15 protein-coding genes, 1 pseudogene and 1 riboswitch are annotated in these 15,320 nt (G+C 69.9%); of the genes and pseudogenes, 11 read left to right on the forward strand and 5 right to left on the reverse strand.

The window, feature by feature from the left end:
- Positions 1–236: 236 nt before the first annotated feature.
- Positions 237–831: pseudogene (locus tag OG953_RS35300) on the reverse strand (glycosyl hydrolase family 18 protein); the annotation flags it as partial.
- 267 nt (positions 832–1,098) lie between these two features.
- Positions 1,099–1,229: riboswitch (FMN riboswitch) on the forward strand.
- Between the two features lie 156 nt (positions 1,230–1,385).
- On the opposite strand from OG953_RS35300, the gene ribD reads away from it, so the two are divergent.
- From ribD to OG953_RS35350, 10 genes are all read left to right on the forward strand, one after another.
- A complete protein-coding gene (gene ribD, locus OG953_RS35305) occupies positions 1,386–2,486 on the forward strand; it encodes a bifunctional diaminohydroxyphosphoribosylaminopyrimidine deaminase/5-amino-6-(5-phosphoribosylamino)uracil reductase RibD (RefSeq protein WP_405689283.1) in 1,101 nt (366 codons plus the stop codon).
- Positions 2,487–3,104 carry a riboflavin synthase gene (locus OG953_RS35310; protein WP_405689284.1) on the forward strand — a complete coding sequence of 206 codons (618 nt, stop codon included), beginning with the start codon at positions 2,487–2,489 and terminating at the stop codon, positions 3,102–3,104.
- Positions 3,101–3,745, forward strand: coding sequence for a nicotinamide riboside transporter PnuC (locus OG953_RS35315; RefSeq protein ID WP_405689285.1), 645 nt, complete (start codon positions 3,101–3,103; stop codon positions 3,743–3,745). Before OG953_RS35310 ends, OG953_RS35315 begins: the two co-directional genes overlap by 4 nt.
- Positions 3,742–5,046, forward strand: a complete 1,305-nt coding sequence (locus OG953_RS35320; protein WP_405689286.1) for a bifunctional 3,4-dihydroxy-2-butanone-4-phosphate synthase/GTP cyclohydrolase II — start codon at positions 3,742–3,744, stop codon at positions 5,044–5,046. The genes OG953_RS35315 and OG953_RS35320 overlap by 4 nt, the downstream gene beginning before the upstream one ends.
- A 29-nt stretch (positions 5,047–5,075) precedes the next feature.
- A complete protein-coding gene (gene ribH, locus OG953_RS35325; RefSeq protein ID WP_351084345.1) occupies positions 5,076–5,561 on the forward strand; it encodes a 6,7-dimethyl-8-ribityllumazine synthase in 486 nt (161 codons plus the stop codon).
- A gap of 35 nt (positions 5,562–5,596) precedes the next feature.
- Complete coding sequence (locus OG953_RS35330; protein WP_018524273.1) at positions 5,597–5,869, forward strand: phosphoribosyl-ATP diphosphatase; 273 nt, start codon at positions 5,597–5,599, stop codon at positions 5,867–5,869.
- A gap of 81 nt (positions 5,870–5,950) precedes the next feature.
- Positions 5,951–6,799 carry an ATP phosphoribosyltransferase gene (gene hisG / locus OG953_RS35335; protein WP_405689288.1) on the forward strand — a complete coding sequence of 283 codons (849 nt, stop codon included), beginning with the start codon at positions 5,951–5,953 and terminating at the stop codon, positions 6,797–6,799.
- Between the two features lie 35 nt (positions 6,800–6,834).
- The gene (locus OG953_RS35340; protein ID WP_405689289.1) at positions 6,835–7,299 is read left to right on the forward strand and encodes a PH domain-containing protein; all 465 of its coding nucleotides are present in this window, start codon (positions 6,835–6,837) and stop codon (positions 7,297–7,299) included.
- Positions 7,300–7,484: 185 nt separating this feature from the next.
- Positions 7,485–8,855, forward strand: coding sequence for a hemolysin family protein (locus OG953_RS35345; protein ID WP_405689290.1), 1,371 nt, complete (start codon positions 7,485–7,487; stop codon positions 8,853–8,855).
- Positions 8,852–9,952 carry a hemolysin family protein gene (locus tag OG953_RS35350; protein WP_405689291.1) on the forward strand — a complete coding sequence of 367 codons (1,101 nt, stop codon included), beginning with the start codon at positions 8,852–8,854 and terminating at the stop codon, positions 9,950–9,952. Before OG953_RS35345 ends, OG953_RS35350 begins: the two co-directional genes overlap by 4 nt.
- A gap of 83 nt (positions 9,953–10,035) precedes the next feature.
- Here OG953_RS35350 and OG953_RS35355 read toward each other — a convergent pair whose 3' ends face one another.
- A complete protein-coding gene (locus OG953_RS35355) occupies positions 10,036–11,943 on the reverse strand; it encodes an AAA family ATPase (protein WP_405689292.1) in 1,908 nt (635 codons plus the stop codon).
- Positions 11,944–12,303: 360 nt separating this feature from the next.
- A complete protein-coding gene (locus OG953_RS35360) occupies positions 12,304–12,933 on the reverse strand; it encodes a uridine kinase (protein ID WP_405689293.1) in 630 nt (209 codons plus the stop codon).
- Between the two features lie 175 nt (positions 12,934–13,108).
- Between OG953_RS35360 and OG953_RS35365 the strand changes: the two genes are divergently transcribed.
- Complete coding sequence (locus OG953_RS35365) at positions 13,109–14,476, forward strand: peptidase C39 family protein (RefSeq protein WP_405689294.1); 1,368 nt, start codon at positions 13,109–13,111, stop codon at positions 14,474–14,476.
- Here OG953_RS35365 and OG953_RS35370 read toward each other — a convergent pair.
- Entirely contained in the window at positions 14,382–14,837 is a 456-nt protein-coding gene (locus OG953_RS35370) for a tyrosine-type recombinase/integrase (protein ID WP_405692254.1), read from the reverse strand. The two genes, OG953_RS35365 and OG953_RS35370, sit on opposite strands and share 95 nt — an antisense overlap.
- A complete protein-coding gene (locus OG953_RS35375; RefSeq protein ID WP_405692486.1) occupies positions 14,824–14,946 on the reverse strand; it encodes a hypothetical protein in 123 nt (40 codons plus the stop codon). The genes OG953_RS35370 and OG953_RS35375 overlap by 14 nt, the downstream gene beginning before the upstream one ends.
- Between the last annotated feature and the right edge of the window lie 374 nt (positions 14,947–15,320).

The raw sequence follows: 15,320 nt of genomic DNA on the forward strand, positions 1-15,320 counted from the left end.
AATTCCTCGAACGTCACCTTCCCCACGGCCCGTTCGGGGCTCAGATGGTCTCCGCGCCGGTATCCGGCGTACGCCTTGCCCGCCCGCAGCCGGTCCGCGACCTGCCGGCCGAGTGTTCCGGTTCAGCCGGTCACCAGAATCGCCGTCATGGGCCCGCCCTCTCAGAGCGCGGGTGAGCCCGGCGGTGACCGGGGGTGAACCGGTCACCGCCGGGCGGTCGGGGGAGGGTCGGCAGGCCCCGAGGACGGCGTCCAGTCCAGCGGGTTGCCCGCGTCCTTCATGGTTGTCGGGTACTCGTAGTCGATGTCGACGCCATTGAAGCCGTACTTCTTGATGAAGGCGACGGTCGAGTCGGCGAAGGTGTCGATGCCGGCCTGGTTGACCGAACCGTCGGCGTTGGTCGCCATCGAGTAGAAGCCGCCGGAGTCCACCCGCTTGCCGCTGCGTCGAAGTAACCGCCGGTCTCGGCCCAGCCGCCCACCGACACCATGGTCTTCACGTTCGGGTACTTCTTCTTGAACTTGTTGAGCAGGTTGACATGGCACTTGTAGGGGAGGTCCGGGTCCATCTCGGCGCCCGCGACACCCGGCCAGGTCATGCCGGTCGAGGCGTTGTCCGGGCGGGTCGGCGCCCATCTTCTCGTGGCCCTCGGTGTCGTAGACGGAGCAGTAGGGGGACGGCGACACCAAGGGTCTCGTAGAGCCCGTCCGGCCGACAGGACTCCTGGTCGGCGGCGGCCGACGGGGTGGCGGCGAGCGAGCCCATGAGCAGTCCGGCGACGGCTACGTCGGCTGCGAGCAGGGTGGTTCTCGCACGGGTGGGGGACAGCACGTTCGGTTCCTCCCGGGGAGGTTCGGCAGAACACAACTGACAAGGAGGTGGGTCGTGTTGATGTCCCGCGGTGTGCGCACGCCGCAGGATCGCTCCTCGGAGGTGACGCAGAGATTAAGAGGACTAGACCATTGAGTCAGTAGGTCTGGACCTTTAATGCCCGACTGTCCCGTTGCGGAGTCCGTTCGGGCTCCTTGTGAGCCACTCCACAGGTGCTCACCCGTATGGCCCATGAGCAGGCGTGGCACACTGATCGTGTACCAGCAGCAGCGCACTCCGGGGTCGGTGCAATTCCGAACCGGCGGTTATAGTCCGCGACCCGTCCGCATCCAGCGGCCGGTTGACCAGGTGAGATTCCTGGACCGACGGTTAAAGTCCGGATGGGAGGCAGTGCGCGGCGGGCCGTTTCACGGGTACGCCGCCGTCGGCGGATGGTCTTCGGGCAACCGATCCATCCGTGTATTCGGCATTCGGCGTCCCCCTGTTGCGTTCCCGCTTCATCTGTCGTCGTCGACAGGCCCCGGAGTCCGTGCCCGAAGAGGCAGGAGGACCCGGTGGACACCGCAGCCGACATCACCGCCATGCGCCGAGCGATCACGCTCGCAGCGCGCGGTCTCGGCTCCACCAGCCCCAACCCGGTCGTCGGTTGCGTCATCCTCGATGCCGCAGGCCGGCAGGCCGGTGAAGGATTCCACCAGCGCGCCGGCGGGCCGCACGCCGAGATCCACGCCCTGCGCGCCGCAGGCGACAGGGCCCGGGGCGGCATCGCCTACGTCACCCTCGAACCCTGTAACCACACCGGCCGCACCGGCCCCTGCGCCCAGGCGCTCATCGAGGCCGGTGTCGCCCGCGTCGTCTACGCCGTCGGCGACCCGAACCCGCAGGCCACCGGCGGTGCGGACACCCTGCGCACGGCCGGGGTCAAAGCCGATCAGGGGCTCCTCGCGGACGAGGCCGAGGCGGGCAACGCGGCCTGGCTGACCTCGGTGCGCCTGGGCCGCCCGTACGTCCTGTGGAAGTACGCGGCGACCCTCGACGGCAGGATCGCGGCCGCCGACGCCACCAGCCGCTGGATCACTTCTCCCGAGTCCCGCGCCGACGTCCACCGGCTGCGCGCCGAGGCCGACGCCGTCGTGGTCGGCTCCGGCACCGCCCGTGCTGACGACCCGCAACTCGGCGTACGGGGCATCGAAGGCGCTGTACAGCCTCTGAGGGTGGTAGTCGACACCGGTGCCACCGCCGTACGCCCCGGCGCCCGCGTCCTCGACGACACCGCGTCCACCCTGATCGCCGTCGCCGCCGACGCCGACGCCCGCCATCTCCCCGAAGGGGCCGTCCTGCGGCTGCCGCGCGCCGCCACCGGCCCCGGCCTGGACGTCCCCGCCCTGCTCACCGCCCTGTACGGGCGAGACATCCGCTCCGTACTCCTCGAAGGCGGCCCGACCCTGGCCGGGGCCTTCGTCGCGGCGGGAACGGTCGACAAGGTCGTCGGCTATCTCGCTCCCGTGCTCCTCGGCGCCGGCCCCGCGGCCCTCGCCGACGCCGGAATCTCCACCATCGCCGATGCGTTGCGCCTCGATGTGACCGAGACCGTCCGTATCGGCCCCGATCTGCGCATCACCGCTGTCCCCAGCCCTGCCCGGAAGGGAAACTGAGTGTTCACCGGAATTGTCGAAGAACTGGGTGAAGTCACCGCTGTCGAGAAGCTCGGCGACGCCTCCCGCTTCCGCCTGCGCGGTCCCGTCGTCACCGAAGGCGCCAAGCACGGCGACTCCATCGCCGTCAACGGCGTCTGCCTCACCGTCGTCGACTTCGGCGAGCACGAGTTCACCGCCGATGTGATGGCCGAGACCCTGAACCGGTCCAGCCTCGGCGCCCTGGAGGTCGGCTCCCGGGTCAACCTGGAGCGCCCCATGGCGGTCGGCGGCAGGCTCGGCGGCCACATCGTCCAGGGCCATGTCGACGGCACCGGCCGCATCGTCGAGCGCAAGATCTCCGAGCACTGGGAGATCGTGAAGATCTCCCTCCCCGCGGACCTGACCCGCTACGTGGTGGAGAAGGGGTCGATCACCGTCGACGGTGTCAGCCTGACCGTCGTGGACGCCGGACCCGACTACTTCACCATCAGCCTCATCCCCACCACCCTCGCCCTGACCACGCTCGGCATCAAGGAGCCCGGCGACCCGGTCAACCTCGAGGTGGACGTCATCGCGAAGTACGTCGAGCGGCTGCTCGGCAATACCGCGCAGGAACCCGAGGAGCCGGCGAGGTGACCACGCTGAACTGGCTGAACTCGGAGGCGTTCACCGTCTTCGGGCAGCGCATCATCTGGTCCGACATGATCGGCAACACAGTCGGTCTGATCGCGCTGACCCTGGGCTGGCTCCGCTCGATCTGGACCTGGCCCGCCCAGCTCCTGTCCGGAGTCGTCCTGGTCGCCGCCAATGTCTCCGTGCACCAGGCGGGCAGCGTCGGCAAGCAGCTCGTTGTCATCGCCGTGGCCGTCTGGGGCTGGCAGCAGTGGACCCGGGGCAGGCAGCAGGCCCAGGACGGCTCCATCGCCGTACGGTTCGCCACCTGGCGCGAGCGCGGCTACCTGCTGGGCGGCGCCGCACTCGGCACCCTCGCGGTCGGCGGCCTGTTCACCGCGTTTCCTTCGCTCTCCTGGAGCCCGTGGGCGGACGCGTACATATTCGCCGGCACGCTCGTAGCGATGCTCGCCCAGGCCCGCGGCATGGTCGAGTTCTGGTTCGCCTGGCTCCTGGTCGACCTGGTCGGCGTACCGCTGAACTTCCACAGCGGTCTCGCCTTCTCCGGTCTCATCTACGTCGTGTACGGCGCCCTCGTCCTATGGGGCATGCGCGACTGGTGGCTGCGTTCGCGGACACCCGCTCTGGAAGGAGCCACGGCATGACTGCCCAGCCCACCTGGTTGCACCGGGAACACGAAAGCAAAAGCGCCGTCGAGGACCTCACCCTCGACCCCGTCGAGCAGGCGATCCGCGACATCGCCGCCGGACGGCCCGTCGTGGTCGTCGACGACGAGGACCGGGAGAACGAGGGCGACCTGGTCATCGCGGCCGAGAAGGCCACCCCCGAGATCGTCGCGTTCATGATGAGCGAATGCCGCGGTCTGATCTGCGCGCCCATGGAGAACGACGAGCTGGAACGGCTCGAACTGCCGCAGATGGTCGCCCACAACACCGAATCGATGCGCACGGCGTTCACCGTCTCCGTCGACGCATCGGCAGCGCACGGCGTCACCACCGGCATCTCCGCCGCCGACCGGGCCACCACGCTCCGGATGCTGGCGGGAGGCGAGGCCGGCCCCGGCGACTTCGTACGGCCCGGCCATATCTTCCCGCTCCGCGCCCGCTCCGGCGGTGTGCTGGTCCGTAACGGCCACACCGAGGCCGCCGTCGACCTCGCCCGGCTCGCCGGACTGCGGCCCGCCGGCGCGATCGTCGAGATCGCCGGCGAGGACGGCGTGATGCTGCGACTGCCCCAGCTGGTCCCGTTCGCCCGCAAGCACGGCCTCACGATCATCTCCATCGAGGACCTGATCGCCTACCGCCGCAGCTCGGAGCCGACCGTCCGCCGCGAGGCCGAGGTACGGCTGCCGACGAGCTTCGGCGCATTCACCGCGTACGGCTACCGCTCCACGACCGACGGCGTCGAGCACGTCGCGCTCGTCCACGGCGACATCGGGGACGGCGACGACGTCCTGGTGCGGATCCACTCCGAGTGCCTGACCGGCGACATCTTCCAGTCGCAGCGCTGCGACTGCGGGCCCCAGCTGCACGCCTCCATGCGCCGGATCACCGAGGAGGGCCGCGGCGTCGTCATCTATCTGCGCGGCCACGAGGGCCGGGGCATCGGCCTGCTGTCCAAGCTGCGCGCCTACGAACTCCAGGAGCGCGGCAGCGACACCCTCGACGCCAACCTTGAGCTCGGCCTGCCCGCCGACGCCCGGGACTACGCGGCCGGCGCCCAGATCCTCAAGGACCTCGGCGTCCACAGCCTCAGGCTGATGACCAACAACCCCGACAAGACGGCCGCGGTCCTGCGGCACGGTCTGGCCGTCACCGGCCGCGAGCCGATGCCCGTCCAGGCCGGCGAACACAATCTGCGCTACCTGCGCACCAAGCGCGACCGCATGGGGCACGACCTGCCCTGGCTCGACGCCGCCACGGCGTCGACCTGCGGCAATCAGTGACGATCACGGAAACGAGCGGTAGGAGAGACATGAGCGGCAAAGGCGCACCCGAACTGTCCGTACGCAACTGCGGTGACCTGCGTGTGGCGGTCGTCGCCGCCCAGTGGCACGAGAAGGTCATGGACGGACTCGTCGACGGCGCGCTGCGCGCCCTGCACGAGCTGGGCATCGACGAGCCGACCCTGCTCCGAGTGCCCGGCAGCTTCGAGCTCCCGGTGGTCGCCAAGGTCCTCGCCGGTCGCGGTTACGACGCGATCGTCGCCCTCGGCGTGATCATCCGCGGCGGCACCCCGCACTTCGAGTACGTGTCCCACGGCGTCACCAACGGCCTGACCCAGGTCGCCGTCGACACCGGAGTCCCGGTCGGCTTCGGCGTACTCACGTGCGACACCGAGGAGCAGGCGCTCGACCGGGCCGGACTGGACGGCTCCAACGAGGACAAGGGGCACGAAGCGGTCACCGCGGCCGTCGCCACCGCCGCCACGCTGCGCACGGTCAGCGAGCCCTGGCGCTGAGTGGGGGGCGTGGACCCCGTACTCTAAGGACCATCATGGCGAACAAAACCTTCGAAGAGCTCTTCGCCGAGCTGCAGCTCAAGGCCGCCAACGGCGACCCCTCCACCTCCCGTACCGCCGAGCTGGTGGACAAGGGTGTCCATGCCATCGGCAAGAAGGTCGTCGAGGAGGCCGCCGAAGTCTGGATGGCCGCCGAGCACGAGAGCAAGGACGCCGCCGCCGAGGAGATCTCCCAGCTGCTGTACCACGTCCAGGTGATGATGGTCGCCCGCGGGATCTCCCTCGACGACGTCTACGCTCACCTCTGAGTACGACCTGAGCACCACGTAGCACTCCGTACATCCGCACATCCGTACAAGACTCCCTCCTCGCAAAGGAAACCTGGCCTCATGCTTCGCATCGCCGTCCCCAACAAGGGTTCACTCTCCGGGCCTGCGATGGCGATGCTCCATGAGGCCGGCTACCAGCAGCGCAAGGAGTCCAAGGAGCTCGTCCTCGTCGACCCCGAGAACGAGGTCGAGTTCTTCTACCTGCGGCCGCGCGACATCGCGATCTACGTCAGCTCCGGCCGCCTCGACATCGGCATCACCGGCCGCGACCTGCTGCTGGACTCCGGCGCCGACTCCGAGGAGATCCTCCAGCTCGGCTTCGCCCGTTCCACCTTCCGCTACGCCACCAAGCCGGGCACGGCCCAGGGTCCGCAGGACTTCGACGGCAAGACGATCGCCACCTCCTACGAGGGCATCGTCGCCAAGCACCTCGCCGATGTCGGCGTCAACGCCTCCGTCGTCCACCTCGACGGCGCGGTCGAGACCGCCATCGAACTCGGTGTCGCCCAGGTCGTCGCCGATGTCGTGGAGACCGGCACCAGCCTGCGCAACGCCGGACTCGAAGTCATCGGCGAGCCGATCATGAAGTCGGAGGCCGTCGTCATCCGCCGCACCGGCGCACCGGACGACGACCCCAAGGTGCAGCAGTTCCTCCGCCGCCTCCAGGGCGTCCTGGTCGCCCGCAGCTACGTGATGATGGACTACGACTGCCGCGTCGAGCACCTGGAGCGCGCGGTAGCCCTCACCCCGGGCCTGGAGTCGCCGACCATCTCCCCGCTGCACCACGAGGGCTGGGTCGCCGTCCGTTCCATGGTCGCCGCCCGGGAGGCCCAGCGGATCATGGACGATCTGTACGACCTCGGCGCCCGCGCCATCCTCACCACCGCCATCCACGCCTGCCGCCTCTGACGGCCGGGCGACCACCCGGAAGACAGAAGAACACCATGTCCGCCCCCGCGCCCCGGTCCGAACTCCCTACGCTCCCGGTCACGTTCCGGCCGACCCGAACCCGGGTGGTCCTGCTGACCGTGGGGGCGGCGATGTTCGTCGTCATCACCGTCATCGCCCTGACCCTGGAGCAGCTGAGCGCGGGGGAGCGGTCCAGCTTCATCTTCACCGCACTGCTGTTCTTCGGCGTGCTCGCGCTGCTCAGCCGACCGAAGGTCGTCGCGAACGAGGACGGGGTGACGGTGGTCAATCTCACCCGAACGCGCCGGCTCTCCTGGGCGGAGATTCTCGGTGTCAACCTGCGCGTCGGCGACCCCTGGGTCTTTCTCGACCTGAGCGACGGGACCAGCATGCCCGCCCTCGGTATCCAGCCGGGAATCGCCAAGCAGCAGGCCATCCGCGACGCCCGTACGCTCCGCGCCCTCGCCGAGAACCACGGCACCGGCACGGACAACGGCTGAGCCCCCTGCCCTGCAGGGCCTCTTCTTGATTACTCTGGAGGACGGCGGCGCCCCGTGCGCCCCGCCCCGCACCAGAGGGTCCATGAGGCCTGCGGGGCTTTCCTGCGACCCAAGGAGTGACTCCTTCCAGCAATGGACGGATCGTCCGGTAGTACCTGCGCCGCCCCTTCCCCGGAGGCGGCGGCATGACCACCCCCCTGCTGCTTCTGAGTGCAGCATTCCTTCTCATCCTCGCCAACGGATTCTTCGTGGCAGCCGAGTTCGGGCTCGTCACGGTGGAGCGGCCGGACGCCGAGCGCGCCGCCGCCGAGGGCGACCGGCGGGCCCGCACCGTCGTCGAAGCCCTGCGTGAACTCTCCTTCCAGCTCTCCGGCACCCAGCTCGGCATCACCATCACGTCACTGGTCGTCGGCATGCTCGCCGAACCGGCACTCGCCCAGCTGCTGGACGGCCCCCTCACCGCGACCGGTCTGCCCGACGGCGCCGTACCCGGCATCAGCGTGGTGATCGGGATGATGGTGGCCTCCGCCGTCCAGATGGTGATCGGCGAACTCGTGCCCAAGAACTGGGCGGTCTCACGGCCGCTCCAGGTCGCCCGGTTCGTCGCCGGCCCCCAGCACCGTTTCTCCTCCGCGCTCCGGCCGGTGATCAGCCTGCTGAACGCCGTCGCCAACCGGCTGGTACGACTGCTGGGTGTCGAACCCACCGACGAGCTGGCCTCCGCCCGCACCCCCGCGGAACTGGTCTCCCTGGCCCGGCATTCGGCCGAGGCCGGCACCCTCGAACAGGACACCGCGGATCTCTTCGTACGGACCCTGTCGCTCGCCGGACTCACCGCTCAGCACGTCATGACCCCACGGGTGAAGGTCAGCGCCCTGCAGTCCTCGGCGACCGCGGAGGACGTCCTCAACCTCACCCGCGCCACCGGCCTCTCCCGCTTCCCCGTCTACCGGGAGCGCATCGATGAGGTCGTCGGCATGATCCACCTCAAGGACGCGCTCGCCGTGCCCGCCCAGGACCGGCTGCGCACGTCGGCGGGCCGGATCGCCGTACCGCCGCTGCTGGTGCCGGAGACACTGCCCGTAGAGCAGCTGCTCCAGCGCCTGCGCAACGAGCAGCCGATCGCCGTGGTGGTCGACGAGTACGGCGGCACCGCCGGGGTCGTCACCCTGGAGGACATCATCGAGGAACTGGTCGGCGAGGTCAGGGACGAGCACGACGCCGAAGGCGCCGACCGGCCCGAACTGGCCCCCGCCGCTCCCGAGGACGACCGCCCGGCCTGGGACGCCGAAGGCAGCTGCCGGGTCCTGACCCTGCGCCGGATAGGGCTCGACGTACCCGACGGACCGTACGAGACCGTGGCCGGACTCGTCGCCGATCTGCTGGGGCGCATCCCTGCCCCCGGCGACCGGGCCGAACTGCCCGGCTGGCGGATCTCCGTCCGCCAGGTCGGCCACTACCGCGCCGAGAAGGTCCGCTTCGTACGCGCCGCCGAGGTGACCGACCCCGTCACCGAGGCATCGGTGGCCCACGGCGTCCTGGAGGCCGTGCGATGAGCCTCGTCCAGCTGCTGTTCGCCGCGCTCCTCGTGCTGGCGAACGGCTTCTTCGTCGGTGCCGAGTTCGCCCTCGTCTCCGTACGGCGCAGCCAGGTCGAACCCCTCGCGGCAGCAGGGTCGGGCCGGGCCCGCCAGGTGCTGTACGGCTTGGAGAACCTGCCGCAGATGATGGCTGCCGCCCAGTTCGGTATCACCGTCTGCTCACTGACCCTCGGCGCCGTCGCAGAACCGACCGTTGCCCATCTGCTGGAGCCGGTCTTCCAAGCGGTCCACCTGCCCGAGGGCCTGATCCATCCGCTCGGCTATGTGCTGGCGCTCGTCTTCGTGGTCTTCCTCCATCTCGTCATCGGTGAAATGGTCCCGAAGAACCTCGCAATGGCGGCGCCGGAGAGGACCGCGCTCTGGCTCAGCCCCGGCCTCGTCGGCTTCGCCCGCGTCTGCCGTCCGGTCACCTCCGCACTGGGCACCTGCGCCCGGCTGGTGCTGCGGCTCTTCGGCGTCGAACCGAAGGACGAAGTGGAGGCCGTCTTCACCAGCGAGCAGCTCAACCGGCTCGTCGAGGACTCCGGCCAGGCCGGACTGCTGGAGCCGGAGGCGCGGGAGCGGCTGGAGGACGCACTGGAGCTGGGCAGCAGGCCCGTCACCGATGTGCTGCTCAGCCTGGCCTCCCTCGTGACGGTGGACCCCTCCGTCACCCCGCACCGGATCGAGGAGCTGACCGTACGGACCGGCTACTCGCGCTTTCCCGTGTGCGCGGAGGGCGGCGGCCCGTTCATGGGCTATCTGCACGTCAAGGATGTCCTGGACCTGGAGGACGGTGAGCGGGCCGTCCCCCAGCACGTGTGGCGCCCGATGGCGACCGTGAGGGCCGAGCTGCCCCTGGACGACGCCCTGACCGTGATGCGCCGCGCGGCGACGCATCTGGCGCAGGTCGCCGATGCATCGGGCCGGGTCCTCGGTCTGGTCGCCATGGAGGACGTCCTGGAGATGCTGGTCGGTGAGGTACGCGACCCGGCTCACCGGGTCTCGGTCCCGCGCCGGACGACGGACACGACGGCCGCCGTCACCGGCGAACTCACCGCGTCGGTCCATTAGGGTCTCGACCGCCGGACGGGCTGATCTCCAGTCCGTCCGGCGATCGAGGACAACGGCCACCGGGTGACTCCGGCAGCCGGCCCTCACAACGGCGGCGGCTCCTGCGGCCCCCGGCCCACCGGCCCCCGGCCGGACAGCACCTCGCCGTACGCCTGCATCAGATCAGGCAGCCGCAGCGTGGCCAGATCGTCCCGGCTCGGCACGGCCGCATAGCCGGAGAGCCGCAGATCGCGGTAGGCGCAGCTCTTCTCGTACAGGGTGCGCAGGAACCGCCCGTTGCCCAGCTCGTCGATCCAGCCCTGGTCGACGACATGGCCGCTGATGGAGCGCAGCTCCTCCAGGGACTCCTCGTCCCACGCGTCACCGTTCTCCGTGGCCAGCACCTCACCGATGGAGGTGAGCTCCAGCGGCCGGTAGCTCGGGAAGTCCACCCGGGTGGTGAAGCGTGAGGAGAGCCCCGGATTGGTGGCCAGCAGCCGGTCCATGCCTTCCGGATAGCCCGCGAGGATGACGACGAGATGGTCCCGGTTGTCCTCCGCGCGCTTGAGGAGGACCTGGAGGGCCTCGTCGCCGTACGCGTCACCCTTGCTGTAGCCGGTGTTGGAGAGGCTGTACGCCTCGTCGACGAAGAGCACCCCGCCGAGCGCCGAGTCGATCAGCTCATTGGCCTTGACGGCGGTCTGGCCGAGGAACTCGCCCACCAGATCCGCCCGTTGGGCCTCGACGAGATGGTCGCCGCCGAGCAGACCGAGAGCGTAGAAGACCCGGCCGAGGATGCGGGCCACCGTGGTCTTGCCGGTGCCGGATGGGCCCGAGAAGACGAAATGGCGTTTCGGCGGCTGCACGGGAAGCCCCTGGCCGGCCCGCAGCCGGGCCATGTTCAGCTGCGCGGACAACGCCTTGACCTGGCGTTTGACGGGCTCCAGGCCGACCATCCGCTCCAGCTCCGCCAGCGCCTCGGCAAGCAGCACCGGATCGCTGGGCCCGGCCGGGAAGGGGGCTGTCGGCTGGCCGGGCACCGCGGTCTTCCGCCGTGCCCCGTCGGACGGCGGCACCCCGATGCCCACGAGTCCCGGGGTCTCGCCGCCCGGCCGCAGCTCCCGGCCGTCCACCAGATCGGTGCCGAGCAGCGAATCCCCGTCCGGCTGCGCCTCCGCCACGGCGTCCGTGCCGAACCCGGTCAGCGACACGGCGGTGAGACCGGCGGCCTCGTCGGTGCCTTCGAGGCCGTCGTAGTCCGCGATCGCGGCGAGCCGCGCCGAGGTGTCCATGAACGCCGGGTCGATCCGGTACACCGCCCGGTAGAGCGGCAGGGCGGCCGCGCTGCGGCCGGTGCCCTCGTGTGCGCGGGCCAGCCAGTAGCGCAGTTCCTTGCGCTGCGGCTGTTCGCTGCGGCAGCGCATCAGTGCGGCGGAGAGCAGCGGCTCGGCCTGCCCGTACATCTCCAGCCGCACCCGCGCCATCCCGCCGAACAGCCCCGCCTCGATACCGAGCATCGGATCGTCGATCAGCTGCTCGGTGTTGCGTACGAGCTGCTCCCAGTCCTTGACCAGATAGGAGCGGCAGGCGTGCAGGAAGCGCACCTGTGGGTCCGCGTCCACCGGCGGCAGACCGGCCAGCGCACGGTCCAGCTCGGGGACATGGCGCCCATCCAGCCAGTGCGAGGCGTGCGCGAGGAGCAGATCGCGCGGGCTCTCCAGCACCGGTTGAACCCACCAGCCCAGCCAGTACCAGGAGTTGAGCGTGCGCCGATGGCGGGTGCGCTGTTCGCCGAAGCGTTCGCGATGGCGGTACATGCTCAGGAGCGCCGTCGTGGTGTCGGCCCTCAGCGCATGAAGGCCGAGCCAGCCGTCCGCCATGCCGGGATCGATCCGTACCGCAGCCCTGAACTCCTCTTCGGCCTGCGGGTAGGCGCCCATGGTGTAGGCGTCCACGCCGCGCAGCCAGGCGAGGTCGGCCGGGGCCTGTGCGCCCTGCGTGCCGATGTCCATCTGGTCCCCCACAAACCGTGCCCCCAGGATGTCCCGCCGCACGACCTGCCCGCCGAGGCGCGCTGAATCACTGTGCCACGGACGGGAATTGACCGCACCGAGAGGCATCGTACCTGCGCAGGGAGTGTGCGACTAAGAGCGCCGCAGGCGGAAGGGAGACCGTGACCGAGGGTAAGCAGAATCCGCCGAACCGGCGTGGGAAAGAGGGTGCGAGGGCAGAACGAAGCCCCCGATCACGGGGGAACAACCGGGGGCTTCGTGTCCGCGAGGGCTCCGAAAAGCCGCACATTGAGAACGTAAGACCTGTACCGCCCTCGGGTCAAGCAGAGTTGAGGTACTTCCAGGCCGATTTCTCACCACTCAGTACGGCAGCGCAATGTGATCACGTTCTGTGACGGAATGGTTCACTCCTGCTGCCGCGTCAGGCCCCTCCAGCCACTCGTACCCCACATGCAACTGCCGTACCAGAGCATCGGCGTGGGAGCGCGAGGGATCGGCCGAGAAGTGTTCCGCCTCGGCCGCCGTCCACCCGTCCCAGAAGGCCGAAAGAGCCGGTCCGTCCCGACGGCGGCCCCGCTCCCAGGACTCGTCGGCAGCGAGATCCATCCACAACAGCCGCGCCAGATGGGGCCGCAGCGCCCGGCGGCCCGCCCCGACCCCCTCGATCAGGACGACCGGTGCGGGCTCCAGGCTGCGCGGCGCCGCGAACGTCCGCGCGGTCCAGTCGTACGGCGCATAGCGCGCGCACTCACCGCGCGACAGGGGCCCGATCACCTGCTCCCGCAGCCGGTCCACCCAGGTGAAGAAGGACTCATGGGTGGCCAGGTCGTCCAGATGCAGTACGGGGGCGTCGTCGAGCACGGCCGCGAGGCGGGATGCGAAGGTGCTCTTCCCCGATCCCGCATGGCCGTCGACGGCGATCAGCCGCACCGGTCCGCAGGACGGCGCCAGGGTGCGCAGCCGCGCGGCGAGGAGCGTGAGGTCGTTCATGCGCCCCAGCCTACGAGTCGATCCGAAGCAATCGCAGGTCACGCCAGTGGACCAGACCAATATTGGTTTATTGGCGCAAGTCGAATCGCTGGCCGAACCCGGCCACTACCCGCGATAGTTGGCCCACTGTCGTGCACTTGCAGCCCCATTCCGCTTACGACCGGGGGTCTCGCCCATGAACAGACCGACCTCGCGCAGAACCATGCTGACCGCCGCGCTCGCGGCAGCGGCCGCCGCCGGCACGGTGTCGTCCGCCGGCTCCGCAACCGCCGCAGTTCCCGCCGCCCCGCTCTCCGCCCCCTCGGCAACCGCTTCTCTCGTCGAGAACCATTCCTGGCACACGTACACCGACTGGCGCAGTGGTTGCGGCGCCGGGACACGCGCCGTCGCGGGGGGGCGGCCCGGTCTGGTGATCGGCCACGCCGTGGGGGTCACCGACTACACCGATCCGCACACCGGTCGGACCGCCGACTGGGAGTACGCGACCTGGACCTCGCCGGTCCACCGGTCCGCCGTCCCGGCGACCGAGGTGATCGCCTCCTGGAACGCCGACACCCCGGCGGGCACCTGGATCCAGATCGAGCTGCAGGGCCGCTACTCGGACGCCACGTCGACACCCTGGTACGTGATGGGCCGCTGGGCCGCGGGCGACGCCGACATCCGCCGGACGTCCGTCGACGACCAGACCGACGGCAAGAGCTCCATCTGGACCGATACCTTCTCGGTGGACGACGCGGCGAGCGGGCTGCGGCTGGTCTCCTATCGGCTGCGGCTCACGCTCCACCGCCCCTCGGGCAGCCGCCTCACGCCCACCGTCTGGCGGCTCGGCGCGATGGCTTCCGACGTCCCGGACCGCTTCACCGTGCCCGCCAGCACCCCCGGCCTCGCCCGGGAACTGCCGGTGCCGCGCTACTCGCAGAATGTGCACGCGGGCCAGTACCCGGAGTACGACAACGGCGGCGAGGCCTGGTGCAGCCCCACCTCCTCGCAGATGATCATCGAGTACTGGGGGCGCAGGCCCACCGCCGAGGAGCTTGCCTGGGTCAAGCCGGGCCTGGCCGACCCGCAGGTCTGCCATGCCGCCCGGTTCACATACGACTACCAGTACGAGGGCTGCGGCAACTGGCCGTTCAACGCCGCGTACGCCGCGACGTACGACGACATGAGCGCGGCGGTGACCCGGCTCGGCTCGCTGACGGACCTGGAGAAGCTGATCCGGGCGGGTATCCCGGTCATGACGTCGCAGTCGTTCCTCAAGGAGGAGTTGACCGGCGCCGGGTACGGGACCTCCGGCCACCTGATGACCGTGATGGGGTTCACCTCGGACGGCGACGTGATCGCGAACGACCCGGCCTCGCCGAGCAACGAGGCCGTGCGGCGGGTCTACAAGCGCCAGGAGTGGGAGACGATCTGGCTCCGCACCAAGCGCTATGACGCGAACGGCAAGGTCAGAAGCGGTACGGGCGGTGTCTGCTACATCTACTGGCCCGCTCACCCGGCACCGAGTCAGCGCCGGGTTCTGAAGTCACTCGGCCTGCTGTGAGCATGTGCGGCGCCACGGCCGCCTCGACCACCTGACGGCAGCGTTCCCGGCCGTCCTGGGTGAGGTGGCTGTACTTGTTCACCGTGACCTTGATCGAGCGATGCCCGAGCCGGCGAGACACCTCGTGGATGGACACGCCGCTCGTCGAGGTCACGGTGGTCCATCTGTGTCGCAAGTCGTGCGGGTTGTATTCAGGCAGCCCGAGCCGCCTGATGGCCCGATCCCACGACTTGCGCGGTAGATCGGGGTACGGCAGGCCGCCACTCGCGTTGCGGACCGGAAGCCCATCGATGAAGGGCTGAAGGGAAGCGGGCGCGGGTATGTTGCGCCACTCGCCTTCTTTCGCTTCAGTCCGGGGCATCGCGCCAGTGCTGGCTGATCGACGACTGTGCACTGGGCTCCGGGTCTGCGGCCAGGCGGGTCAGCAGCTCTGGCGGCAGATGGTCGTTCATCGCGAGAAACGACCTCACGGAGGGATCCGGAGCGTCCGCCGACCGGGCCGGCAACCCCGGCGGTTCGTCCGCGACGCTCGCGACCCCGCATCGGACCGAGTGCTCCGGGTGCTCCGCCAGGCCGGGCTCTGACGTCGGCGGGCACGGAGGAGCTGGCGGCGAGGACTATGGAGCCCGCTGCCGTGGACGCTGCGGTGGCGCCGAGCAGAAGCTCGCGCTGGTGCCGAGGCTCACCATGACTGCACGCTCGCCACTGCCCGCAAGCCGGGCAGCCGACTGTGCGAGGTGGCTGCCGATACCGGAGCGGATGAATCCAGCGCAGGCGAGTGCGGCGAAGAGTACGGCCCCCGACGCCCATGCACCGGTGAGAGCCGCAGCACGTCCCGGCATGA

This window comes from Streptomyces sp. NBC_00057, from assembly GCF_045041165.1.
Classification (GTDB): domain Bacteria; phylum Actinomycetota; class Actinomycetes; order Streptomycetales; family Streptomycetaceae; genus Streptomyces.